The organism is Streptomyces sp. NPDC058001, from assembly GCF_042886315.1.
Taxonomy (GTDB): Bacteria; Actinomycetota; Actinomycetes; order Streptomycetales; family Streptomycetaceae; genus Streptomyces.
This window is the reverse complement of record NZ_JBHVQT010000005.1, coordinates 427,097-450,727: the sequence shown is the minus strand read 5'-3', so window position 1 is coordinate 450,727 and position 23,631 is coordinate 427,097. Positions and strand designations below refer to the sequence as shown.

At 66.1% G+C, this 23,631-nt stretch carries 16 protein-coding genes; 5 read left to right on the top strand and 11 right to left on the bottom strand.

What is annotated here, in order from left to right:
* Window positions 1-111: 111 nt before the first annotated feature.
* The 5 genes from ACFVT5_RS14815 to ACFVT5_RS14795 all read right to left on the bottom strand — a co-directional run bounded on the left by ACFVT5_RS14815 (window position 112) and on the right by ACFVT5_RS14795 (window position 7,743).
* Window positions 112-2,655 (bottom strand): glycoside hydrolase family 78 protein, encoded by a 2,544-nt coding sequence (locus ACFVT5_RS14815; RefSeq protein WP_389886327.1) that lies wholly within the window; start codon window positions 2,653-2,655, stop codon window positions 112-114.
* 165 nt (window positions 2,656-2,820) lie between these two features.
* The gene (locus tag ACFVT5_RS14810; protein ID WP_389886325.1) at window positions 2,821-4,482 is read right to left on the bottom strand and encodes a sugar ABC transporter substrate-binding protein; all 1,662 of its coding nucleotides are present in this window, start codon (window positions 4,480-4,482) and stop codon (window positions 2,821-2,823) included.
* Window positions 4,483-4,679: 197 nt separating this feature from the next.
* Window positions 4,680-5,543, bottom strand: coding sequence for a carbohydrate ABC transporter permease (locus tag ACFVT5_RS14805; protein WP_389886678.1), 864 nt, complete (start codon window positions 5,541-5,543; stop codon window positions 4,680-4,682).
* 62 nt (window positions 5,544-5,605) lie between these two features.
* Window positions 5,606-6,460: an ABC transporter permease gene (locus tag ACFVT5_RS14800; RefSeq protein WP_389886675.1), complete on the bottom strand. Its 855-nt coding sequence runs from the start codon at window positions 6,458-6,460 to the stop codon at window positions 5,606-5,608.
* Window positions 6,461-6,864: 404 nt separating this feature from the next.
* Window positions 6,865-7,743 carry an AraC family transcriptional regulator gene (locus ACFVT5_RS14795; RefSeq protein ID WP_389886322.1) on the bottom strand — a complete coding sequence of 293 codons (879 nt, stop codon included), beginning with the start codon at window positions 7,741-7,743 and terminating at the stop codon, window positions 6,865-6,867.
* Between the two features lie 231 nt (window positions 7,744-7,974).
* Here ACFVT5_RS14795 and ACFVT5_RS14790 point away from each other — a divergent pair, with 231 nt between their 5' ends.
* From ACFVT5_RS14790 to ACFVT5_RS14775, 4 genes are all read left to right on the top strand, one after another.
* Window positions 7,975-9,030 carry a hydroxyacid dehydrogenase gene (locus tag ACFVT5_RS14790; RefSeq protein WP_389886672.1) on the top strand — a complete coding sequence of 352 codons (1,056 nt, stop codon included), beginning with the start codon at window positions 7,975-7,977 and terminating at the stop codon, window positions 9,028-9,030.
* On the top strand, window positions 9,027-10,988 hold the full coding sequence (locus ACFVT5_RS14785; RefSeq protein ID WP_389886319.1) for a DUF2264 domain-containing protein: 1,962 nt from the start codon (window positions 9,027-9,029) through the stop codon (window positions 10,986-10,988). Before ACFVT5_RS14790 ends, ACFVT5_RS14785 begins: the two co-directional genes overlap by 4 nt.
* A 153-nt stretch (window positions 10,989-11,141) precedes the next feature.
* The gene (locus ACFVT5_RS14780; RefSeq protein ID WP_389886316.1) at window positions 11,142-11,948 is read left to right on the top strand and encodes a helix-turn-helix domain-containing protein; all 807 of its coding nucleotides are present in this window, start codon (window positions 11,142-11,144) and stop codon (window positions 11,946-11,948) included.
* A 205-nt stretch (window positions 11,949-12,153) separates the two neighbouring features.
* On the top strand, window positions 12,154-13,869 hold the full coding sequence (locus ACFVT5_RS14775; protein ID WP_389886313.1) for a hypothetical protein: 1,716 nt from the start codon (window positions 12,154-12,156) through the stop codon (window positions 13,867-13,869).
* A gap of 123 nt (window positions 13,870-13,992) precedes the next feature.
* Here ACFVT5_RS14775 and ACFVT5_RS14770 read toward each other — a convergent pair whose 3' ends face one another.
* The 6 genes from ACFVT5_RS14770 to ACFVT5_RS14745 all read right to left on the bottom strand — a co-directional run bounded on the left by ACFVT5_RS14770 (window position 13,993) and on the right by ACFVT5_RS14745 (window position 19,366).
* Window positions 13,993-14,115 (bottom strand): hypothetical protein, encoded by a 123-nt coding sequence (locus tag ACFVT5_RS14770; protein ID WP_389886311.1) that lies wholly within the window; start codon window positions 14,113-14,115, stop codon window positions 13,993-13,995.
* A gap of 328 nt (window positions 14,116-14,443) precedes the next feature.
* Window positions 14,444-15,607: an SGNH/GDSL hydrolase family protein gene (locus ACFVT5_RS14765; protein WP_389886308.1), complete on the bottom strand. Its 1,164-nt coding sequence runs from the start codon at window positions 15,605-15,607 to the stop codon at window positions 14,444-14,446.
* Between the two features lie 55 nt (window positions 15,608-15,662).
* The gene (locus tag ACFVT5_RS14760; RefSeq protein WP_389886305.1) at window positions 15,663-16,871 is read right to left on the bottom strand and encodes a phytanoyl-CoA dioxygenase family protein; all 1,209 of its coding nucleotides are present in this window, start codon (window positions 16,869-16,871) and stop codon (window positions 15,663-15,665) included.
* Window positions 16,872-16,952: 81 nt separating this feature from the next.
* Window positions 16,953-17,525: a helix-turn-helix domain-containing protein gene (locus ACFVT5_RS14755; RefSeq protein ID WP_389886303.1), complete on the bottom strand. Its 573-nt coding sequence runs from the start codon at window positions 17,523-17,525 to the stop codon at window positions 16,953-16,955.
* On the bottom strand, window positions 17,522-18,952 hold the full coding sequence (locus tag ACFVT5_RS14750; protein WP_389886669.1) for an arabinose isomerase: 1,431 nt from the start codon (window positions 18,950-18,952) through the stop codon (window positions 17,522-17,524). Before ACFVT5_RS14750 ends, ACFVT5_RS14755 begins: the two co-directional genes overlap by 4 nt.
* 243 nt (window positions 18,953-19,195) lie before the next feature.
* Entirely contained in the window at window positions 19,196-19,366 is a 171-nt protein-coding gene (locus ACFVT5_RS14745; protein ID WP_389886300.1) for a hypothetical protein, read from the bottom strand.
* A 245-nt stretch (window positions 19,367-19,611) separates the two neighbouring features.
* On the opposite strand from ACFVT5_RS14745, the gene ACFVT5_RS14740 reads away from it, so the two are divergent.
* Entirely contained in the window at window positions 19,612-23,628 is a 4,017-nt protein-coding gene (locus tag ACFVT5_RS14740) for a glycosyl hydrolase (protein WP_389886297.1), read from the top strand.
* Window positions 23,629-23,631 lie beyond the last annotated feature (3 nt).

Below are 23,631 nucleotides of genomic sequence, written 5' to 3'. Positions count from 1 at the left end.
GGGCAGAATTGACCAACGAGGAACCCGCGAAGTACCACCGACTCAGCTCTGCCCCACCCCTCGGACCCGGTTTTCCACCAGCCGTTACCCAAGCCGAGTCCCGAATCACCGTCAGTCACCGGCCGCATCCGTGTATGTGGGGTCCGGGATGTGCCAACGATGACGTCCCGATCCGACGGTCTCGGGCGCCCGGCCCGGGAGATCCACGACGGCGGTGACTCCCGCAGGCACGGTGAGATCGACGGAAAAGGTGTCCGCCTCGCGTAGCCAACCGACTTCGGCTCGCCCGTACGGCGTCTCCTTCGCCGCCGACGCATGGGTGAGGCCGCCACCAGGTCGGGGGCGAATGAGGAGCCGGCGGTATCCGGGTTCGGCGGGGGACAACCCGGCTACGACGCGATGCAGCCAGTCGGCGACCGCGCCCAGCGCGTAGTGGTTGAAGGACGTCATGTCACCCGGGTTGACATCTCCCTCCGGGAGAAGGCTGTCCCAGCGCTCCCAGATCGTTGTCGCGCCCTGGGTCACCGGATAGAGCCAGGATGGGCACGTCTGCTTCATAAGCAGGGCGTACGCGGTATCGAGATGCCCGGAGTCGGCAAGAGCGTCACAGATGACCGGGGTACCTACGAAGCCTGTGGCAATGTGAAAGTCGGCCTCCTGTACCAACGCGGCCAGACGCCGTCCCGCGGTGTCACGCTGCGCGGACGTGGGAAAGAGGTCGAAGTGGAGGGCGATGGCGTAGGAGGACTGAGCATCGTTGTCAAGCAGTCCGGACGGAAGAACCCACCGCTGTGCGAACGCATCGCTGATGGCTCGCGCGAGTTCTTCGTAGCGCTGGTGATCCTCGGAATAGCCCAAAGTGTCGGCGATCCTGGCGAGGACCGCGGTCGAATGAGCGCGGTATGCGGTTGCGATCAGATAGGGATCAGCCTTGTTGGCGGTTGGATCGTCCGGCGGTGCGGAGGGATCGAGCCAGTCACCGAACTGGAACCCTGTGTCCCACAGGTGATGACCACCTGCGTGGGCGGTCATGCAGTCGACCCATGCCTTCGCGCTCGGATACTGTGCGCGCAACACGTCCCCATCGCCGTATTGCCGGTACAGCTCCCACGGTGTCAGGACGGCGACGTCACCCCAGGCCGCCGCCGGCGTGAGGGTTTCCAGTTCCAGAGGCGGTACCGAAATCGCGGGAACGAAGTAGGGCACGCAACCGTTGGGGAGCTGATCGGCTGTCAGGTCGCGCAACCACGAGGACAACATGCCTGCGCAGTCGTACAGAAATGACGCGGTCGGCGCGAAGATCTGAACGTCGCCGGTCCATCCCAGCCGTTCATCTCGTTGCGGACAGTCGGTGGGAACGTCAAGGAAGTTGCCGCGCGTGCTCCACACCACGTTCTCGTGCAGGCGCTGGACGAGCGGATCCGAACAAGTGAAGGTGCCTGTCCTCAGCATGTCGGTGTGGTAGACGCGGGCCACCACCTCAACGTCGTCAACTCCCCCGCTGATCTCGGCGTAGCGGAAGCCATGGAAGGTGAATCGCGGTTCCCAGCTTTCCTGGCCGTCGCCGCGCAGCACGTATTCATCCGTCGCCCGCGCCTGGCGCAGAGGCCGAACACAGAGTTCGCCGTCCTCCAGGACTTCGGCATGGCGAAGCCGGACCACCGCGCCTGGGGGACCTTCAGCCCATATCCGCAGCCGACCGACCAGGTTCTGCCCGAAGTCGACGATCCTCTTCCCTGAAGGGGAGGTGGTTTCGGCGATCGGCCTGAGCTCCTGGGTGCGGCGGACCGGCGGGCCCGCGGGGGCTACCAGCGTTGTCCTGTCGTGAACCATCAGTTGGACGGGCGGCCAATCGCTGTCGTCGAAGCCTGGGGTGGACCAGCCCGGACGCTCTCGCTGCGCGTTGTGGTGTTCACCGTCGTACAGACTCGCGAACCGGATGGGGCCTGGTGCGGTGCGCCAGCTCTGGTCCGTGCCGACGAACTCAGTGGATCCATCGTCGTACTGAATCTCCAGCTGGGCCAGCAGCCCTCTCCGGTCACCGTAGATGTGTCGCATGCCGCCGTTGAATCCGAGGCGCCCCCGGAACCACCCGTCGGCCAGCCAGGCCCCCAGCGTGTTGGAGCCGGAACGCAGAGCTTCGGTGACGTCGTATGTGTGGTAGCGGAGTCGGTGATGGTAGCTGGTCCAACCGGGTGCGAGCGCGATGTCACCGACACGGTCGCCGTTGAGTTCCATCTCGTAGACTCCCAACGCCGTGGCGTAGAGCCTCGCTCGACGGACTGGTCCCTTGACCGAAAAATCTCTGCGCAGCAGCGGCACACTCTCGTCTGCGGCAGGCGCGTCGGGCGTGATGAAGTCCGCCGTCCAGTCCGATGCCTCCAGAAGACCGGTCTCCAGGGTCAGCGTCGGGCTCCAGTCGGAGGCGTGCGCATTCCGTGATCCCCAGACCCGCACACGAATCTGCCGCCGACTGCGTGACTGGAGTTCATGGTGCGGCCATGGGACGAGCACGCTGTCCTCGGAGTCGATCCGCCCGCTGAAGACGACATCGCCGGAATCGGGGTCAGCGCACTCGATCTCGTAGGCGACCTGTTGCCACCCGGCAGGCGCATCGAGTACTGCCCAGGAAAGCCGCGGGCGAGCTTCTCCCATGCCCAGTGGTTCCCGATGGTGTTCAGCACGTGGCGCACCTACTCGGGGGAGCTTGTCTCCGTGGTGCGGCACATGGTCTCCTCAGGTCGTCCAAGGTGACCCGGCATGGGCACCCGTGTTCCAAGATGTGCGCGAATGGCGGAGGTGCCGCGCCGGCCACTGAGATCACTTGGTCGTGCCCGCCGCATACTCGGACTCGTACTCCGCAGCGATCTTGTCTCCGCCCTCGGATTTCCAGTTGCTCACAGCGGAGTCCCACGAATTGACGGCCTGCCGCCCGGTGATGATGCCGATGATCGCGTCATCCATGACCTGGCTGAGCGTGGCGCCGGCCGAACTCAGAGTATTGGAGCGCAGGCCAGTCGCCGGATTCGTGATCAACTTGGGGCAGGTCTGACGCTGCCACTCGTAGGCGGCCTTGACCTCCTCCTGCGCATTGGGCACATACAGCACCTGGGGGGCATTGCACATGAAATAGAACGGCAGGTTGACGACATTCTCGGTCCTGCCGAGGGCCGTCGGCGTCGGGTCGCCATCCTTGTTGTAGGTGAAGTGCACGCCCTCCACGCCATACATGAGGAGCTGGTACTCCTCGGTTCCGAAGGGGGAAGCCAGAAAATCCAGCACTTTGAGGACCGTCTTGATCTTCGACTTCGACAGCTTCTTGTTGATGACGGTGTAGCCGGCGTACCCCGGGCCGGCCCACGGAGTCGCGTCGACTCCGTTCGCGGAGTAGGAGATCATCGGCGTCGCCTTGAAGCCCCGCACCTGACTGAGTGTTGTCGCAAGGGCACCGAAGCCATCCGTGTAGGACTGCACAGTTCCGTTGTAGAACTGCGTCTTGAGGTCGACGGTCGCAGTCGCGGCGGAGTCGGGGTAGTACTGCCCCTGCTTCCACAGCGTGTGCAGGTAGGCCAGCATCTCCTTGAAGTGAGGGCTCTCGTAGTAGGTGTTGAACTTTCCCCCGGAGACCGACCAGGCGTTCGGCACCCCGTGGAATTGAGCGTGCGCGCCAAACCAGTTCAGCCCGTTGTCCTTCGCCGCACCGATGCCGTACTGCCTGCCGTGAGTGAGTTCCTTGAGGAGGCGCGTGAAGTCCTCTCGGCTGTAGCCGCTGTCGTCGGGACGGAAGCCGTGCTCCTCGAAGTTGGTGCTGTTGATCCACAGCGCCAGGCCCGGCCTGGCTCGCTGAACGGGGACACCGTAGATACCGCCGCGGAAGCGACCTGCCGCCTTCCAGGAAGCGGTCGGGATGTTCGCGAGGTTGGGATAGTCCTTGATGGCATCGCCGGACACGAACTCCGAGATGTCGGCCATTGTCTTGAGGACAAAAGGAGCCTCGTGGGGGAGCGTGGAGCCGCCGCCGATGTTCAGGATGTCCGGCAGGTCGTCGCCGGCCATCAGCGTAGCCATCTTCGCCGCGAAGTCCGCGGCCGGCACCGGGGAGAAGTCGATCTTCACACCGAGTGCCTTCTCCATGGCTTGCCAGTACTTGTTCTGCCCACGGGGGGTGGGGGCAGTGCCATACGTGATGGTCATGACCTTGAGCGTGGAGCCGTCGCCCGGGGTCTCGGACGTCCCGTTGGTGAGCTTGGAGGGGTACTTCAGGTAGGTGTCCTGGATGCCGGTGACGCCGTCGCCCTTGAGGTCCGGGGTGATGGTGGCCTTGGGCGCATAGGTTGGCCACGGCGCCAGTTCCACCCCTTTGTTGGTGGCGTTGCCCGAAGAGCTGGAGGTGGTGCAGGAGCTCAGCAGAGGAGGTGCGGCGATCGCGGCGGAGGCTATGCCGATGGAGCGCAACACGGAACGGCGGGAGGGGGTGTGCATGGTCGTACATCCCTTCAGGAAGAGTGATTGATGCCTGCGGCCCATGAGTTGCAGCCGCCCTTGCGGTGAGTGGAGCCCGGCGGGCCCTGTCTCCACTTGGCGTTGTTCAGCGCGACGGCCACCCCGGAGGCCGGCATTCGAGGAGCGTGGCGGTGCGGCCGGATGCCCCGGCTCCAGAGATGGGGTTCGGCTCGAATTCAGCTCTTGATGGCGCCGGAAAGAACGCCCTTGGCGAAGTACTTCTGCAGGAACGGGTACACCAGCAGGATCGGTACCGTTGCCACGACCAGGACGGCCATCTGAATGGTTTGCGGGGCGGCCATGGCCGCGTCGCCCGCGCCGGTGGAACTGGCGATCTGACCACCACTCAGGACGTATGTGCGGAGCACCTGTTGCAGCGGCCAGTGGTCGTCTTCCATATAGATCGACGCCTGGAACCATGAGTTCCAATAGGTCACGGCATAGAAGAGGGACACCATCGCGAGCGCGGCCTTCGAAAGCGGCAACACCACGGCGACCAGGATCCTGAAGTTGCCGGCGCCGTCCAGCCGGGCTGCCTCGTAAAGCTCCTCCGGAACGGACTGGAAGAACCCACGCAGGACCACCAGGTTGAAGACACTGATCAGCACCGGAACGATGAGCGCGGCATAGTTGTCGAGCAGCCCGAGGTTCTTGACCATCAGATAGGTCGGGATCATCCCGGGCGGAAAGAGGAAGGTGAAAAGTACGAGCAGCAGCATGGGTTTACCGCCGAAGACCTTGGGGCGGGAAAGCGCGTAGGCCAGCATCACCGTACACACCATGCTGGCTGCCGTCCCGACGATCGTGACCCCGATACTCACCCACAGCGCATGGGTGACGATGCCGCCGCTGAATATTTGGTGATAAGCCTTCAGGGACGGGTCACTGGGCCACACCACCCAGCCGCCATTCTCAACGACGGACTCTGTCGACGACAGCGAGGTGGCGATGACCACCAGGAAAGGCATGAGGACCAGGAGGACGATCACCACAAGAGCGACGCCTTTTGCGGCCAGGGTGACCTTTCGGGGCTTCTCCATCCAGACCGGGCGCACCTGCTTGACCGGCCGACGGCTTCTGGAACGAGTCTCACTGACAGCGCTCACTTGTAGACTCCCTGTTCCCCGAGGCGGTGCGAAATCTTGTTCGCGGCGTAGACGAGGATCGCCCCCACCACACCCTTGAAGAGGCCGGCTGCGGCACCGAAGCCGAAGTTCCCGCCGACGATGCCCTTGTAGTACACAAAGGTGTCGATGATTTCAGCTGCTTCGGGACCCACGGTTGTTCGCTGCAGCAGGATCTGCTCAAAGCCGACGGACAGGATCTCCCCGATCCGCATGATGAGAAGCAGGATGATGATGGGCCGGATAGTAGGCAGGGTGACGTGCCAGAACCTCCGCCACGGGCCCGCCCCGTCGATGGCCGAGGCTTCGTAGAGCTGATCGTCGACCTGGGTCAGTGCCGCGAGGAAGATGATCGTGCCCCAGCCGCAATCCTTCCAGATTACCTGCAGCACCGTCAGCGGTTTGAACAGTTCCGGGTTGCCGATGATGTCGACCGTGTGTAGTCCCACTCCCGACAATGCGGAGTTGAAAAGACCAGTACTGCCGAGCATCTGCTGGGCCATGGCGACCACGATCACCCAGGACATGAAGTGCGGCAGGTACACCACCGACTGCACAAACCGTCGAAGAGTGTGGGACGTGAGGCTGTGCAACAGCAGAGCCAGGGCCAGCGGGGCGGGGAAGTAGAAGATCAGCTGCAACCCGGCGATCTCGACGGTGTTGAGGGCCGCATGCCAAAAGCCGGGGTCGCCGAGAAGGTCGTTGAAATTCTGGACGCCGACCCAGGCGCTCCCCCAGAACCCATCGAAAGGAATGTAGTCCTTGAAGGCAATGACGTTACCGAAGAGAACCGCATAGTGGAATACCAGAAAGTAGGCCAGCCCCGGGAGCATGAGGATAACGAACAACCGGTCACGTCGAAGGCGGCCGAGCCTCATGAATCGCCGTCGCGTCTGCCGACGGGGAGGTTCGTTCGGACCGGCGACGATTTGAGGCTCGTCGCGCCCGGCCGTGCGGTCCGTCGAGCCGATCTCGGCGAGCCCCGCCTCCGGCCCGCTCATGCCGGGAATCCCGAGTGACGAGATCTTCCGGCGGAGTTCACATGGGAGTAACGCTGCTCAGTCACGGTCGCGACACTATTGGCCAAACTTGGCTGTCACCATGGCTTGAATTGGGCGAGAGTCGGACAGAGTTGTCCTACGGCTGGGTAGCCGAGGGTGCCACGCCCCCCGGCGGGCGACTGCCGAGTGACCTTCGAGGCCGACACTCGCGTCCCGTGCGGTGGCGTAGCTCTCGATCACCGGCCTGTGGATTCATGGCCAGTCGGGGAATGGTCCCAGTCCTGGCCCTTGAGGGCGCGCCTCCGGTAGGCGGAGGGCGTCAGCCCGTAGGCGGCTTTGAATCGACGCGCGAAGTAGCCGGCGTCTCCCCAGCCGAGCTGCGCGCCGATCCTCGCGACCGACTGATCGGTCTGCACCAAGAGCCGGGCCGCGGCTTGCTCCCGCAGTTGATTGAGGTAGGCGATCGGCGAGACTCCGAGATCGCGCTGAAACAACCGGACGAGGTACGTACGCTCCATCGAGGTCAGGGCACCCAGTTCGGCAAGGGTCCAGCTGCGACCCGGGTCGTCCTCCATCACCTTGACAGCGCTGGACACCGCGGGATGGAGCTTGGCTCGCCGACGACGCTCCATGGAGTCTTCCGCGGCCCACGAGTGGTTGAGAAGATCGAGGTAGATCAAGAGATGCCCGATGATCTGGACACGGGAGCGCGGCCCAGCGGTGGTGTCGCTCATGCTGTACAGCTCTGCGATCGCCGCGCTCAGCTCACCCGAACCGAGCTGAACCCGCTGCGGAAGCGGCAGGGTCGAGGCGTGCAGTCCGGCCATCAGGGGCAGCTCGGCGTCGAGGAACGGCAGCGTGCTGTGGACCAGCTCCGGCGCCACGAAGCAGTCGAAGACCACAAGATCCTCGCACTCCCGGTAAGCATGCCACTGGTTCGGCGGGATCACTACGGCGCTACCTGGGCGGACGGGGTGGTCGCCATCGACGGCGACATGGAGGGCGCGCCCCTGGGTAACGAGGGCAATCTCAAGAAAGTCGTGGTCATGGGCAGCCACGTCAGCGGTGATGTCGTGACGATCGGCCCAGACGGGCAGACCATCCGAGCGGAACACGGTCGCCCGCTCATATCTGTATCGCGACCCACGAGGCAACTTCGTCCCACTTCCGCACAATCCAGCCCTGCATGGCATCTGCACCCCCTTCAATAGCATCACGTTCGTGACAGAGCAACGGCCCGTGTTCATGTACCTGGTTCCACGCCCCGTACGCGGGAGGGGCAATCTGCCCGAGCGACTCCCCTGCCGACTGCCTGCGACGGCCACCTCGTGGGGAGAGAGGCTGTGATGCACAAGCCTCCAGCGCACGAGCCTGGTGCTCAGGAGCCGCGTGCGCGCCGCCCGGAGACGCTGTTGGCCATGGCGAGCGACTCTCTGCACCTTCAGTTCGGTGAACCCGAGCTCATACGTCTTCGTGCTGCGGCATCAGTCGCCGAGCCGCTGGCGACCGAGGAGTTGACTTCCCCTGACATTCGCACCCGGCTGTCGAAGGTGGAGGTGCTGATCACCTCTTGGGGGTGCCCGCCGCTCGACGACGACGTGCTGAATGCCGCGCCACGTCTGCGCGCCGTCTTCCACGCGGCCGGCAGTGTGCGGGGGCACATCGACGAACGGGTCCTCGACCGCGGAATCGTGGTCACCTCTGCGGCAGACGTCAACGCGGAACCAGTCGCCCGGTACACGTTGGCCGCAGTGTTGTGGTCCTTCAAGAAGGTGCCCTTCCTGGCCCAAGACGCTCGCAAGTACCGGGAGGACTTGGCCTACCGCGACCGCCGGGGCGAGCTGAGCGGGCACAATCGCACGGTCGTGATCGTGGGCTTCTCAAGGATCGGACGCCGCGTGGCAGCCCTCCTGCGGACGCTGCACGAGGGACCGATCCTCGTGGTGGATCCGTACGCGGATCCCGCGCAGGTGAACGCGGCAGGTGCCGAACTGCTCGATATGGCCGAGGCGTTGCCGCGCGCCGACGTCCTGTCGCTGCACGCCCCGCTGCTGCCTGAGACCCGGCACATGATCGGCGAAGCGGAACTGGCAAAGCTACGGCCAGGTACCACTTTGATCAACACAGCCCGCGGGGCACTGGTGGACACCTCGGCACTCGAACGCGCCTGCGCGTCGGGACGGCTGGACGTCATCCTCGATGTCACCGATCCCGAGCCCCTTCCCGCGGACTCCCCCCTCTACGACCTTCCCAACGTCTTGTTGACCCCGCACGTAGCGGGATCCCAAGGGGCAGAGACACACCTCATGGCCCGTGCGGCACTCACCGAGTTGGAGCGCTACTCGGCCGGCCTACCCCCGCTATGCCCCCTCACCCGACAGAGCCTGGCGGTGCAAGCATGACCAGCCCACCCGACGTCTTCCGCTCCCCGTACACCGGATGGACACGGGAACACTGGGAGCTGCTGGCGGACCGCATGCTGACCGCGGTCGACTCCTACCGCTCGCCTGCCGGTGCCCGGATCGATCTTCCTGGCCCGGCCAGCGTCAGTGGCTCGACCTCCGATGGCTTGGAGGGGTTCGCCCGCACCTTTCTCATCGCAGGTTTTCTCGCGGCAGGGCGTGGAGGCGACGATCCACGGAACTACCTTGAGGGGTATGCCAGGGGCCTGGCGGCCGGCACCGATCCGACGTCGCCGGAGCCCTGGCCACGGCCCGACGACGGGTTGCACCAGGCAAAGGTGGAGGCAGCGTCCATTGCGCTGACCCTGCAGGTGACCCGGCCCTGGCTCTGGGACCGCCTGGACCAACGCGTTCGCGAGCAGACCGTCAACTGGCTGTCGGCCGTACTCGGACAGTGGTACCCGGAGAGCAACTGGACATGGTTCCGCATCATCGTGGAATCGTTCCTCCGCGAGGTCGGGGGCCCTTGGTCCGCTGCGGAAATCGAGGAAAGCCTCGCCGTTCACGCAGCACTACGACGGCCGAACGGCTGGCTGGCCGACGGCCACGGACGGGGATTCGACCACTACAACGGCTGGGCGCTGCACCTGTACCCGATGTTGTGGACGCGGCTGTTCGACGTCACCGGAACGCTGTGTCCGGAGCCGCTCCGTGATCAGTGGGCCGCTGATCTGGGTCGCTACACCGATGACGTACTACGCCTCATCGGCGCCGACGGCTCCCCCCTGCTGCAGGGCCGCAGCCTCACCTACCGCTTCGCCTCCGCCGCCCCGCTGTGGGTGTCCGCGATCACCGGTTCGGGACAGCACGCGCCCGGGCTGCTCCGACGCGCGGCCAGCGGAATCGTCTCGCATTTCGTGAAGCACGACGCGCTCGAACCGGACGGCCTGCTCAGCCTCGGATGGCACGGCCCCTGGCCCCAGATGCGCCAGTCCTATTCTGGACCGGCCTCTCCGTACTGGGCGGCGAAAGGCATGCTCGGCCTGCTCCTTCCGTCCGACCACGCGGTGTGGACCGACGTCGAGCAACCACTGCCCATCGAGACCGGCGACATCGCCCGCGTGGTCGAGGCACCCGGCTGGTTGGTGTCCGCACGCCGGTCGGACGGCATCGTCACCGTGCTCAACCATGGCACGGACACGGCACAGCCCGGTGAATCCTGCGCCGACTCCCCGCTCTACACCCGGCTCGGGTACTCCACGGCGACCCTGCCCTCGCTGACGGGCCCGTCGGTCGCCAATCCGGTCGACAACTCGGTAGTACTGCTTGACGCCGACGGCAGGGCCAGCCATCGGAGCGGGTTCCGTACGCTGTTCGCCCGGGAACTGGCGGATGGTGTGCTCGTCGCCGCTTCACAGGGACCTGTCCGCTGGACAGACGCGGCAAGCGAAACCGGCCCGAACTTGGGAACGGGCCCAGTCGGTGCGGTGACTCCTGGTCCGGTTCTCACCGTCGCATCGGTTGTTCGCGGTGGCATCGAGGTACGCATGGCTCGCGTGGACAGCCCGACATCGGCCGTGAGGCTACGCATCGGGGGTTGGCCCGTCGCCTCCTCCAGGCCACTCCGGTCGGACTCGGACACCTACCAGAAACGCGTGTTCGCCGAAACGGGCCGTGACGATCTGCGCTCCTTCATCCGGGGAGTACGCGGACTGGACGAAGCCGGAATCGCCGTCGAGGAGGGAACCAGCCCCCTCGGCGAGTACACCGGTGTGCCCTGGCTCGCGACACAGGCCGTATCCGTCGGCGACATCGTCATCGCCGTGGTCGGGCTGTCCCGCCGGCCGGACCACGAACCTGCTCCCCTGGTCACCGTGGAGGCCATGGCCGGCCAAGGAGACCAGGTAGTCGTCTCCTGGCACCAGGGCGAGCCCACGGAGTTCATGTTGCCCATCTGACGAGCCCGTGGCGAGGCACAGGCCACAGTCGGCGCCACCAGAAATCCGGGAGCCAAGTTGACAACAGGGCATAGGCCGTCGGGGCGAAATTCACGCTACGACGAGAGCGCGGGCAGTCCCGACGGTCTCCCGGTATGGGCTCACCTCCATGACTTGGACGGAACAGCCGCGCCGCACGAGCATGAGTTCCTGGAAGTCACCCTCGTGACGGGTGGGACTGCGACCTACGTCTCCTCCGACGAGGGCCGACAGGTCCGGTCCGGTAGCGCTGTGATCGTGCCACCTGGCCACTCTCATGGATACGTTCAGTGTTCGGATCTGGTCCTGTTCGACTGCTTCGTAGCACCGGCGTTCGTCACCGAGACGCTGGCATTCCTCGACCAGCCTCTGCCGTTGCTGCACGCGGTGCACCATGCGGGCGTACGGGTGCTCCCAGTTCCGCCGATTCAGCTCAACTCACTGGAGTTCAACCGGTGCGTGGCGGAGCTGCACAGCATCACCAGCGTCGGACCCGGCAAGGGGCGTTCCCTGACCCAGGCAGTCGGGCACCTGCTCATCTATCTCGACATTCTCGACCGCGCCTGGCAGAGGCAGGCCAACTCTCTCGTCGGCCGGCCTCAGCGGCATCCCGTCGCGGTCGCTGCCCAGCGCCTCATCGAGGCCGAGTTGGCGCACCCATGGACTCTCGGCGAGTTGGCGTCCCGGCTCGCTGTCGACCGTACCCACCTCGTAAGGGTCTTTCATCAGGCGACCGGCGTGCCTCCGATCACCTATCTCAACCAGTGCCGTGCGAAGCGCGCCAGTTCCCTGCTCGCCCATACCGACCTGCCCGTATCCACCGTCGGCCTTCGAGTCGGCTGGCCGGATCCGACCCACTTCGCACGACGCTTTCGCGTGTTCTTCGGGGTCAGCCCCACGGCGTTCCGCAACCGTGCGCTCACCGGCGCCCACTCTCAATGATCTCGTGTGGCGAACCAGCCAACATAGTCCGACTCTTGCTCAAGACAGTGCCAGGCGGCGGAAGTTCCGGCCGGTTACTGTCCATCAACGAGAAGTTGACGCGTGTTCACGGGCGCGGTTGCCCGTGACCGCAGCGATGGCTTGCTGGTGACTCACTGGCAGCAAAGGCAGAATTCCACGCGCAGCGGATTGGCAGAGGTGAATCATGTCTTTTGACGAGTCGGGTTTGAATGCGAGTGGCGGGCCGGGACGACGGGGTGTCCTCAAGGCCGCAGCGGCGGTTTCCGGCGGGGCGGCTCTCGGCTTGACAGGGATTCCCGCTGAGGCAGCTTCCGGACGGAAAGGGAAAGGCTCTGAACCCACTTTGGTGGGGGCGATCCGGTGGGATGCATGGGTCGGCCGGGATTGGAGGGTCGGCAGCATCGTGAATCGGACCTTGTCTCCGGAGAAATACCAGTTCCGGATGCCCTATTACGCCAGTATCACCGAGGCCGACCGAGTCCTGGTGGAGCAGGGTTTCGATGCGGAGGCGACAGGATCCGCTCCGTCGGGGTGGGTTGTGTCGTCGCCGGTCGACACCGCGGTATCCGTGGTGGATGGGCCGGGTCGTGCGGGAAAGAGTGTGCGCTTGCACGATGCGTCGGGGTCGTCGATGGCAGGGATGGACCGTACATTCACTGCTCAGAGCCGAGCTGTCACAGTGCAGTGGGAGTGGAAGGAGTCGACAACCGGCCGATGGTCCAGGGCGCTGCTGCATGATGGGGCGAAGGCGGTCGTCGACATCGCCACCCGCGTGGACGCCGGCACCAAGCAGCTCGCGCTGCGCGCACCCGACGGTACTTGGAGCATCATCCAGACCGTGGCGGACGACACCTGGTATGCGATGAAAATGATCGTCGACCTTGCTCCGCCCGAGGGGGCGACGCCGTGGGTAGACGTCTTCGTCGACGGGGTGCGCAAGGTGAATCACGCACCGCTGCTCACCGTCTCATCGATTGTCAACACCGTCTCCTTCCGCACCAATGAGAGCCTCTCCGTCGATCTGTACGTCGACAAGGTCAGTGTCGAGGTGACCGAATCGGTGAACTGCGACGCGGCCAGGCAGGCCGTCATGGACCAGGAGATTCGCTACGCCCGTGATGCGGGGATCGACTACTGGGCCTTTGTCTACTACCCCAGTGAGCCACTGGCGCGAGGCAGGAAACTGTACTTGTCCAGCGCGTACAAGAATGATGTCAAGTGGTGTGCGATCCTGACCGGAGACTTCCTCGCCGCGTTCGATGCGAATCTCAGCGAACTGGTATCCCGGTTCAGCGAGTCGAACTACCAACGAGTGCTGGGGGGCCGCCCCCTCCTCTACTTCCTGTCCGACGCCAACGCCGCCCGGGTCGCCAAGGTGCGGGCTGCCGCGACCGCGGCAGGGTTGCCCGACCCGTACATCGTGGTGATGGCGTGGACCGCGCAGAGCGCGGCGGACGTCAAGGCCGCGGTCGGGGCCGATGCGGTGAGCCGATACGCGACCGGGGCGGCGACTGGCGTGCCGTATGCACAACTGGCCGTCTCCGAGACCGCCTTGTGGTCGCAATACGCCGCTGCGGGTGGCCAGGTCATCCCTACCGTGACGACAGGCTGGGACAAACGGCCTCGATATGACTACCCCGTATCCTGGGAGCCCAACTACATGGACTTCAAAGATAATTGGGTCCAGCAGGCGACCCCCGAGGAGATCGCGGACCATCTGAGTGCCGCCATCACGTGGGGGGCCGCTCACCCGACGAACAACCCGGCCAATGCCGTCCTCATCTATGCCTGGAACGAGTTCGACGAAGGCGGCTGGATCTGCCCGACACTGCACGAACTGCGAGACGCGCACAGGCCACTGCGTCTGGATGCCATCGCAGCCGTTCCTCGAACCGTGTAGCACCATGCACCTCTCGGCGGGAGACAGCGGACGACCGGTTCCGTCGCCTTTGGTCCGTCCGCGGGCCAGGTCGCGGCGATCCGCGGGCGAAGGCGGCGACCGCCTCGGCGTAGGGGATGTCGGTCAGGAAGACCTGATGGACATGCCCTCGTCGAGGTCGAACACGGACAGTTGGGTGCCGAGGTGCGGGCGCTCGCGGCCGACGATGATCCGGGTGCCGTCGAGGTAGTCGTCCAGGTCGACCATGCCGGTCAGCTGGGCGAACCTCGGCGTCGGCGCGCAGGGTGCCGTCCTGTTCCAGCGCGGGGTGCCGGACCTCCTCGGGCAGGGCGCGGATCGCGCGTTGGGACCGGCTCGGTGACGGGATGTCCGACCGACAAGGATGTGTCGAAGTCGACCGTGCGCCGCCGGTTTGTCATCGGGTCCCGCACTGGGGTCTGCGGGCGGCTGCGTCAGAGAGTTCTGCAACTGCGGGACGAGCGGGACCTGTCCTCCGGGGCATCGCACGCCGGCGGCCGAGTCGTTCGCTGGAGTCGATGCCCTTGCGGGCGATGCAGACGGAAGGCCGAATCACTCACCGCGCAGTCAAGTAATTCTGAATCGATGTCGCCAGATTGATGGAAATCTTCTCCTGAGCAGCGATGGTTGGATGCGTGCCGTCAGTCGTCTCTGTCGCGGTATCAATCCAGCCGGACGTGGCGATATATATTACCTTCGCGTCTCCAGTAGAATTCCTTGCACTTACCGTTTCAGATATCTCATTTCTATGAGCGCCGTTAAATGGCGACATGGCAAAAATCACCGCGTCAGGATAGCGTGTTCTCGCATTTTCAAGGAATGTCATATATGCAGGCTTGAAATTCGGCGCGTTCGCCCCGGTTGAAGGATCATTCGTGCCGAGATTTATCACGAGATAGTCGGGTACATATTTCGAGGTATCCCATTCCGGTACATTTGATTCACCTGGGACATATTCCGACAGCTTCGAGTAACGACTCACCATTCCCGTTGCGTCCGGCCCACCGGACCCCGGCGCCATGGCTATCCCGCCAAACGCAACGGTATTATGAGAAAAGCCCAGCAGTTCAGGAGTTTTACAGCTAAATGAACTCCCCAGCGAATTGACCAACCCTGCTCCGATATACCCTACCGAAATAGAATCTCCTATGAACTCCATGGTGGGCTTTTTGGCGCAAGGTTTCGTGCTTGCGCCAGGGTCGATCTCAAAATACTTCACCTTGGGGAAGGATTGCTGGTACTCCGAATAAATCTTCACCGAATGCACCCCCCGCTCAAGACCTGATGCAATTGCCAACGTACCCCTCGCGTTGATATTTCGCTGAAATGCACCTCCATCCACCTTGTAAAGAAGCCTGCAAGCATCTTCAAGCGTCACGGAAAGGGATGTTCCAGTGAAGTCGAATTCAAGACCGCTCTCATAGTACCCGTAAACATATCCGTTCGCTTGTTCCTTCCAGCGGCCCAGGTACTGGATATTTTTATCACTGGTCGGAATCAATCCCGTAGGGTATGAGACACAACCATCTGCGTGACGAGTTGGTTGCACGTCGGGCACTGCTGCGGGGAGGGTGCCGCCACTGGCGTGCTCCGCTGCGACTGCGGGGTTGGACGCACCCAGAACAATCCCGGCTGCTGCGATCGGTGCTGCTTTGAGGAGCGCCCTCCGACTGATCCCGCTGGCGCCTCTTTCCTCAAGCTCAGAATCCCGTTCAGACATACCGTCGTCTCCTTTGATGTGTTTGGGGCCCACGAGTGTCGACGTACGCGCCTTCTCAACGTATTCGACCCAAAGGAACGGTAGCGACTGGCATCCCGATAGTCCTTGGACTACGTTGCTCAATCACTGGACAATATTTCCTGGCTTCAATCCACTCACCGCTGGTCAGCGATCTGATCGGAGGTCCGATCCGGAGATCAACGGCAGGATGCGGTGGCGCCGCAACTCGCGGCTCACGGCCTTTGAGTCGTACGCCGTGTCGCCCAGGACGGACTCGGGCCTCCGTCGCGGTCGACCGGGCCGTCCGGCGACGGGCGGGATGCCATCGACCAGGTTGGGAGTCTGGGTGATGTCGGTCGCGGCTCCCCCCTTTCGCGCGGACGTGGGAGCCGTCCACGCACGTGCGGTCCAGTCGAGTTCGCCGGTGCAGTTGCTCGAAGACACCGGCCTTCTGCCGACGGTCCAGGCGCCGCCGGCACGTCTGTCCGGAGCCGAACCCCGGCTCCAGTGGCAGGAGTTGCCAAGAGTGGCTGGTCTCGAATTCGACGGGTAGGCTCTGCACAGCTTCACCGTGGAGTCGACACTGTGCGAGGCAGGGGCATTGTGGCCCCGACGACAGACGTCGGTGGAACACCGGACGCCGTGTCACGTGGCTCAGCAGGTGGCGTCCTTGCCGTCCGCGCCGAAGACCTCCAGCCGGTCTTCCTGCGGAGTCCGCACGGTTTTGGCCGGGCACGTAGTGCAGCTGCACGGCGCGGCGGCGGGTGCTCGTCAGGTTGGGCGGGGTGCCGTGGTGCAGCAGCCCGTCGAAGAACAGGGCGCCGCCGGGTGGCAGCGGGACAGCGGTGTCGCGGTGGGTCTGGACTTGGGTGTCGCAGATCTGGAAGTCGCGGCGGGCGAAGTGGACCACCGGGCCTTCGGCATGGGTGCCGGGCAGGAGATGCATGCAGCCGTTGCCGATCGTGGCCTCGTCCAGAGCGATCCACACACCCACGACGGGGGTTCCCAGCGGGATGTCGAAGAATGCCTTGTCCTGGTGCCAGGGCTTCTCCCGTCCCCCGCCCGGCGGCTTGAGCAGGGCCATGTCCTGAAGGAGGACGGGCTCGGCGTCCAGGAACCGGGCGACGGTGGCCAGGATCGCGGGATGGCGGGCGAGTTCGGCCAGGCGCGGCTCGTGGGCGCAGAAGCTCTGGAGCTTGCTTACGCCGTCCATCAGCTCGTCGCGGTCGCGCCCCTCCGGGAGCGCCCACTCCTCGAAGTCCATGCTTGCAAGGCCCGGGTGAAGGCGGCCGAGAGGGCGCAAGTCGTGGATTGCGGGCGCTGGACCGGTCTGGAGGATGTCCGTTCAGGCGGAGCGCTTCCAGGCGCCGGGCGTGGTGCCGGTGTGGTCCTTGAACTGGCGGGCGAACAGGTGGTAGTCGGCGTAGCCGAGGACCGTCGCCACCTGGCTCACCGTCATGCCGCTTTCGGCCAGCGGCTCGCGGGCGCGGTCGATCCGTACTGCGATCTGGTAAGCACGGAAGGAACGGCCGGTCTCGCGTCGGAAGAGGCGGGAGACCTGATTCGCCGACAACTCGGCTGACGCGGCGGCGGCGTGCACGTCCAGGCGGCGGGCCGGGTGGCGGGTCAACCACTCCACCACGTCGTGGATGCGCCGGTCCATCAGCACAGGCAAGTCGCCGGCAACTCGGGCGGCCTGGGCGTGGATCTCCAGCAGCAGCGCCGCCAGTGCGGCGGTGGTCCGCGCGGAGGTGTCCGGGCCCGGGCGCCGCCTGAGGCGTGCGAGGCCGTCGAGGTGGCGGCGGGCCTCGGGCAGGTCGTCCAGGTGCACCAGGTGCAGGCCGAGGCCGACCGGATCCGGGGTGCGGACCACGCTCCGTGGCAGCCGACGGTGCGGCTCGTACGCTGCCTGAGTCACACCTGCCGGAAGGGCACCCTCATCAGGTGGGCGGCCGCCTTGTAGTCGGCGACTCGGTGGCCCGTGGACAGGGCCCAGTGGTGGCCGATGCCTGTCTCGCTCCAGGCGTCCACCCATTCGCCGGGGTCCCTGCCGAAGTCGACCCGGCTGGTGGTGTTGCCGATCTCCAGCAGAGGCCCGGGGACGGTCTCCCCCTCCGACGCGATGAACACCAAGGTGCCGTCCTGGTCCTGACCGATACCGAAAGCGGTGACCGGGCCGTGTTTGACATCGAACTCCACGGAAACGCCCCATCCGCGCTTGCCGTGGTAGACACCCAGTCCCCGCAGCAGCGGATCTTGTGCGCTCACTGCCGGATGCCCGGGGCCGTCGTGTCCCATTTCGACCACGCCGTCGGTGAAGTTGAGCGCCTGGATCTCGGTGAACGAGCCTCCCGCGCCCAGGCTCTGCGACACCAGCTGTGCGACCGATGTGCGCAGCTCGAATTCACCGGCGGCCGGAATGCCACGTGCAGTGAGCAGCGATGCTCCCAGGATCATTCCGGCGCCAAGTCGTTCGTGCTGCTCGCCGCCGAGTCCACGGTGGTAGTAGGCGAGCGTGGTCAGCCCGAAGTCCTCGGCCAGCCGGTCGAGTCCGACGGAGACCCTGGCCGCCCAGGCGAAGTCCTCCGCCACCACGGAGTCGTCGATGGTGAAGATCTGCCGAGCCAGGCCCATTCGCTCCTCGGCCTCCGCGTCCGTGACATCGGCGACCCGGACCCGCAGATCGTCGAACTCGAGAACCTCGACATGCGAGCCGAACTGAGCGGACAGCAGCGTCATATCGGTCGAGACATCGAGCATCCCGGGGTACAGGTGGCCCATCAGGCCGTGGCGTGCGTGCCGCAGCGCCGCTCGGACCTTCGCCGCCGCGACCCACTGCTCGATGCGGCGCCAGGCGTTGGGGTCACGCAACCAGCCCGACACGGAACGGAACGGGATACCCGCACGGCGGAAGACGTTGCCCACCTCGGGGACTGGGCACTGTCCGCAGTAGGCCAGCCACATGCCCGTGTCGAAGGACGCGTGGTCCATCCGCTCGGTCGGCTGGAGATCGATCACCAGGACCGGGGCCCCCGAACGCTGCGCGATCGGCAGAACCATCGACGACGTCAGGTAAGTGGTGAGGAACACCACGATCAGGTCGCAGTCCGCCTGGCGCAGCCGCTCGGCGCCGGTTTCGGCCTCGCGGGCGTCCGATATGAAGCCGACGTCGGTTACTTCGGCGTCCAGCGCCTCAAACCGCTCGGTGACGTAACGGGCCGACTCCCGCAGTTGCGGGAGCAGGTCCGGGAACTGCGGCCAGTAGGCGCCCAGGCCGCCCGCCACCAGGCCGATCCGGGCCGCCCTGAGCGGTGCGGGCGGAAGGAGCCGGCGCAAAGCGGCCATCCGATCCGCTGCGTCAGCGGGCCCGTCCGGCTCGGTGGCATCGGCCCTGAGTACGGATTCCTTCGGAGTCATTGGGGCTGTGCCTTCTTTCTGCAGATGGGCGACTGCGATCTTCTCGCCAGCTGTTACGTAGGGACGTTCGGGCGCTGTTCCCGGCCTCGGTCCGAGCCGGGACCGGCCGCGCTGTGGCACTCGCCTCGGTCGGCGAGTCCATGCGTACGACTGCCGCGGCGGCCTTGGGGATCAAGCACGGACGATGTGGACGCCGACCACGATGGAGATCGCCGCGCAGGCGGTGATCGACCACAGCAGCACCCGCGCGCTGTACTTCGGGAACACCGGCGTGAAGAACGCCGCGACGGCGAAGCCCGCCCAGGCCGGCGCGCAGGTGGGTCCCCACGACGTGCCCGTCATTGGGGACGTGAACGCACGAGAGGGCTGACGCTGAGCAATGGGAGTGACCGTAGGGCGGGTTGGAACGTTTTTCAAGACGGTTACAGCAACTCCCCATCGCCAGGTACGGCTACAGAAAGCAGGCAAATCGCGCCTGAGAGAGGCAACTGGAGGCTGGTGCAGTCCGCGCCCGACGCGTACGGTGACATCTCTAAAAACGTTCTACATCGTGGGGCATCCGAAGTCGGCGAAAGGACCGCGGCACCGTGCTCTCCCGCACCCTCACCGAGTTGTTCCAGGACCCTCCCCGCGACTTCGGTCCGACGCCGCTGTGGTGGTGGTCGGGAGCCAAGGTCACCCGGGAACGGCTCGAATGGCAGATGCGCAAGTTCGCCGCAGGTGGCATTCACAACCTTGTCGTGATCAACCTGGCCCCGGCAGGGCCCACGTTCGGCGCCAAAGCCGACGACCCGGCCTGGTTCAGCGAGGAGTGGTGGGCGCGCTTCACCGACGCCTGCGAGATCGCGCAGCGGCTCGGCATGCGGCTGTGGTTCTACGACCAGGTGGGCTTCTCCGGCGCCAACGTCCAGGGCGGCATCACCCACCGGCACCCCGAGGCGGCCGGCCAGGCGCTGCGCTGCCGCGATGCCGTCGTCACCGGCGGTCGCGTCGACCTGCTGGGCACCGAGACACTGATCGGCGCCTATGGGGCGGACGGCGGCCGACTACGTCTCCCGGACACCCCCGATGGCACCGAGGTCCTGCTGGTCACCTCTGTCCCGACGGCCTTCGACTACCTGGACCCGCGTGCCGTCGGTCTCCTGATGGACACCATCCACGGCGAATACGACCGCCGCGTTCCGCAGCATCTGGGCAACGTCATCGCCGGCAGCTTCCAGGACGAGTTGCCCGCCACCAACTCCTGGACGTCCCGCTTTCCCGCGGAGTTCCTGGCCCGCCGCGGCTACGACCTCCTCGACCATTTGCCCGCGCTGTTCCGGCACGGTGGCCGGCGGGCCGCCAAGGTGCGCACCGACTACTACAGCGTGCGCGCCGAGCTCACCGAGGAAGCGCTCTTCAAGCCGCTCGGCCAATGGCACGACAGGCGCGGCATGCTGCTGGGCGCCGACCAGAGCAACCCTGCGCGGGCGGGACACCCCACTCAGTCCACCCAGCTCTACACCGACTACTTCCGCACCCACCGCTGGTACAGCGCCGCGGGCAGCGACCACGAAGGGGACGCAAAGGTCCACTCCTCAATGGCCCACCTCTACGGCCACGAGCGGGTGTGGATCGAGGCGTTCCACTCCTCCGGCTGGGGCGGGACGCTGGAAGATACGTACGACTGGCTGCTGCCCTTCCTACGCAGCGGCGCCAACCTGTACAACCCGCACGCCACCTACTTCGGCACCGCGGGCGGCTGGTTCGAATGGGCGCCGCCGTCCACCGACTGGCGTCAGCCGTACTGGAAGCAGTACCCGGCCTTCTCCCGGGCCGTCTCCCGCATCGCGTCGATCATGTCGTGGGGTACGTACAGTGCCGGCGTCGCTGTCCTGCACCCGACCACCACCGCGCAGGCGCTGCTGCCGCTGGACCTGCCCGTCGACCACTTCGGCGACGGGCAGGCCGGCGGAGCACACACGGAACTGGACGAGACGCAGCGCCACTATCTCCAACTGTGCGGCACCAACAACTGGTTCCACACCCGGATCGGTGAACTTGACCGGCAGCGGGTGGCTTTCGACGTCATCGACGACGACTCCGTCCAGCGTGCCGACGTCTCCGACGGCGCGCTTCGGGTGGCCGGACTACGGTTCTCCGCGGTCCTGTTGCCATCCGCGAGCGTGCTGGAGACCGCCACAGCACGGCAGCTCATCGCGCTGCTCGACGTCGGCGGCCGGGTCGTGGTCGTCGGCCGGCTGCCCGCCTTCGCGGCCGGGACCGACGGAGACGATTCCGTGGTCACCGCACTGGCTGCCCACCCACGTCTTGAGCGCGTCGCCGACCCCGAGTCCGGTGCCAGGTCCGTGGCCGGCCGGTTCGACTACGCCACCGGAGAGGTTCCGCTCCTGGTCCGCCGCCAGGGAGCCGAGGCCGTCGCCCTGGTCACCGGGGCGTTCCCGAACGCCAGCGGCCATCCGCTGCGCGACGCCATGACCCGGCAGTGGGAGGACTTCGACTTCGAACCGGCGCGCTATGCCGGAATGTCGTCGGTCGAGGTGAACGCCGTCGTGGCGGAAGCGGAGGTCTGGGACCCTGCCACCGGTGTACGCCAGGCTGCCCCGGTCACGGTGTCCGGGCGGCGCTCCAAGATCGAGGTGCCGCTCAACGGCGCGCCCGCCGCAATCGTGGCCTGGCGGGAAGGCGATGCGTCGACCGCCGCGCCCACGCCTGTATCGCCCGCTCCGGCCGTGGTCACGACTGACATATCGACGGGCTGGCGCGGTCGACTCGTCCCCACCATGGACAACACCTGGGGTGACATGGCGCTGCCCGCCGCGTCGTCCGTCGAGGACTTGCAGATCTGGAACTTCCACTGGTCCGAGGGGTCTGTCGGTCGCCCTGCGCAGATGACGCGCGCGACATACGGCAACCGCGTGCGGGTACTTTCCCCGGTCCCGGTCGCGCAGGCGCCGGACCCGCTGGACCGCGACGCCGTTGCCCGCGTCCTCGCCGGGCAGGAGCCGCTGGCCGACGACGCGGGCGGATGGGAGGTCTCGCTCCACTCCACCGACCGGGGCGCGGCCGATCCCGGTTACGGCACACTCGGCCACAAGGGGTTCGTCGGCGAGGAGTTCGTACGCCTCCGCATGCCGACGGACGGCACCCTCGCCCGGGTTCGGGCCATCGTCGAGGCAGACCGGCTCGGCGCCGCCGACCTGCACGTCGGCGCCCCGGCCCGCAAGCGCCTGTGGTGGAACGGCGTGGAACTCCCCACCGGCAGCGGCTATCTGGCCACGGTCCGCATCGACGTCGACCAGCCGCTGAACGTCATCGAGTACGAGCTTTCGGACGCCGACGTCCGCACCGGGCACGCGGCCGACGCCGACGCCGAACCGCTCGGCAGCTACTTCTGTCTGACCCGGCCCGGCGAGTTCTCCCCCCGACCCCAGTTCATGCGCCTGCCGGACGGGGTACGGCCGTCCGGCAGGGCCACCTACCGTGCCCGCGTGTGGCTCGACCACGACGCCGCCGAGGCCGTCCTCGCCGTCGGCGCGGCCACCGGCGTCACCGTGCTGCTCGACGGCGCCGCCGTGGCCCGGCAGGAGAAGGTCGAGTACTACGAGTCGGCCCGGGGCGCGACCCCGATGTTCTTCCGCCACACATTGCACCTGACGGCGGGCGAGCACCTACTGGAGCTGGTCGCCGACAGTACGCACGCCGGGGACGTGCTCTTCGCTGATCTGGTCGCCCGTACGCAATCCGCAGTCGTCGCCCTCGTCAGCGGCTCCGGCTGGGAAGCCGAATCGGGAGACTGGCGGGGGACGACGATCGAACACCGAGGCCGCTGGACCGAGTTGCAGCCCTGCTACGCCGCCACCCGACCGCACCCGCTGCACGGCACCGCATGGCTGCACGGTGTTCCGGCCCTGGGCGCGACCGTGGACGCGGTGCGTGCCACCGACGACGTCGTGCCGGCGCCGCAACGGCTGCGGGCCACGCTGCCCGCCGGCACAGTCGCGGTGAATCTACCCCTACGGCTCGCCGCCGCGGTGACGCTGGACGGCACCGAGCGAAGGCTCGACGACACCGCACTCCACCTGGACCAGCCGCTGCAGGCACCCGCGGAACTGGAGATCGTCACCGAGCCCACGGCTACCCTTCGCGGCGGCAGCGCCCTGTCCGGACCGGCCACCGTCCGCATCGCCGAGGCCCCCGTCCCGCTGGGCGACTGGCACGCCATCGGGCTCGCCGGCTGGAGCGGAGGGCTGCGCTACTCCCGTACGGTGACGATCCCGCCCGGCTCCGACCCGGCGGTGACGCCCGTGCTCGACCTCGGCCGGATACGCGGCTCCGTCGAGGTGGCCGTCGACGGCGAGAAGACAGGCGATGCCTTCTGCGCCCCGTACCGCTTCCCACTGCCGGGCACGGCCGGCCGCACGGTACGCATCGACGTGACGGTGTACAACACGCTGGCCCCGTACTTCAGCGAGGCCACCCCCACCGCCTGGACCTTTCCCTCACAGCTGGTCTCGGGTCTGCTCGGCCCGGTCACTATCATGACCGCACCGCCACCGGCGGAGACGGCACACGCCGCTGAGACCGAGGCGATCGGAGGGTGAGGG

Bases quoted from the DNA above. Each gene is read 5' to 3' on its own strand.
- ACFVT5_RS14810 (WP_389886325.1), bottom strand. From the start codon at position 4,482: ATGCACACCCCCTCCCGCCGTTCCGTGTTGCGCTCCATCGGCATAGCC.
- ACFVT5_RS14790 (WP_389886672.1), top strand. From the start codon at position 7,975: ATGCACAAGCCTCCAGCGCACGAGCCTGGTGCTCAGGAGCCGCGTGCG.
- ACFVT5_RS14800 (WP_389886675.1), bottom strand. From the start codon at position 6,460: ATGCTCCCGGGGCTGGCCTACTTTCTGGTATTCCACTATGCGGTTCTC.
- ACFVT5_RS14805 (WP_389886678.1), bottom strand. From the start codon at position 5,543: ATGGAGAAGCCCCGAAAGGTCACCCTGGCCGCAAAAGGCGTCGCTCTT.
- ACFVT5_RS14785 (WP_389886319.1), top strand. From the start codon at position 9,027: ATGACCAGCCCACCCGACGTCTTCCGCTCCCCGTACACCGGATGGACA.
- ACFVT5_RS14815 (WP_389886327.1), bottom strand. From the start codon at position 2,655: ATGGGAGAAGCTCGCCCGCGGCTTTCCTGGGCAGTACTCGATGCGCCT.
- ACFVT5_RS14760 (WP_389886305.1), bottom strand. From the start codon at position 16,871: ATGGACTTCGAGGAGTGGGCGCTCCCGGAGGGGCGCGACCGCGACGAG.
- ACFVT5_RS14750 (WP_389886669.1), bottom strand. From the start codon at position 18,952: ATGGCCGCTTTGCGCCGGCTCCTTCCGCCCGCACCGCTCAGGGCGGCC.
- ACFVT5_RS14770 (WP_389886311.1), bottom strand. From the start codon at position 14,115: ATGGTCGACCTGGACGACTACCTCGACGGCACCCGGATCATCGTCGGC.
- ACFVT5_RS14775 (WP_389886313.1), top strand. From the start codon at position 12,154: ATGTCTTTTGACGAGTCGGGTTTGAATGCGAGTGGCGGGCCGGGACGA.
- ACFVT5_RS14745 (WP_389886300.1), bottom strand. From the start codon at position 19,366: ATGACGGGCACGTCGTGGGGACCCACCTGCGCGCCGGCCTGGGCGGGC.
- ACFVT5_RS14765 (WP_389886308.1), bottom strand. From the start codon at position 15,607: ATGTCTGAACGGGATTCTGAGCTTGAGGAAAGAGGCGCCAGCGGGATC.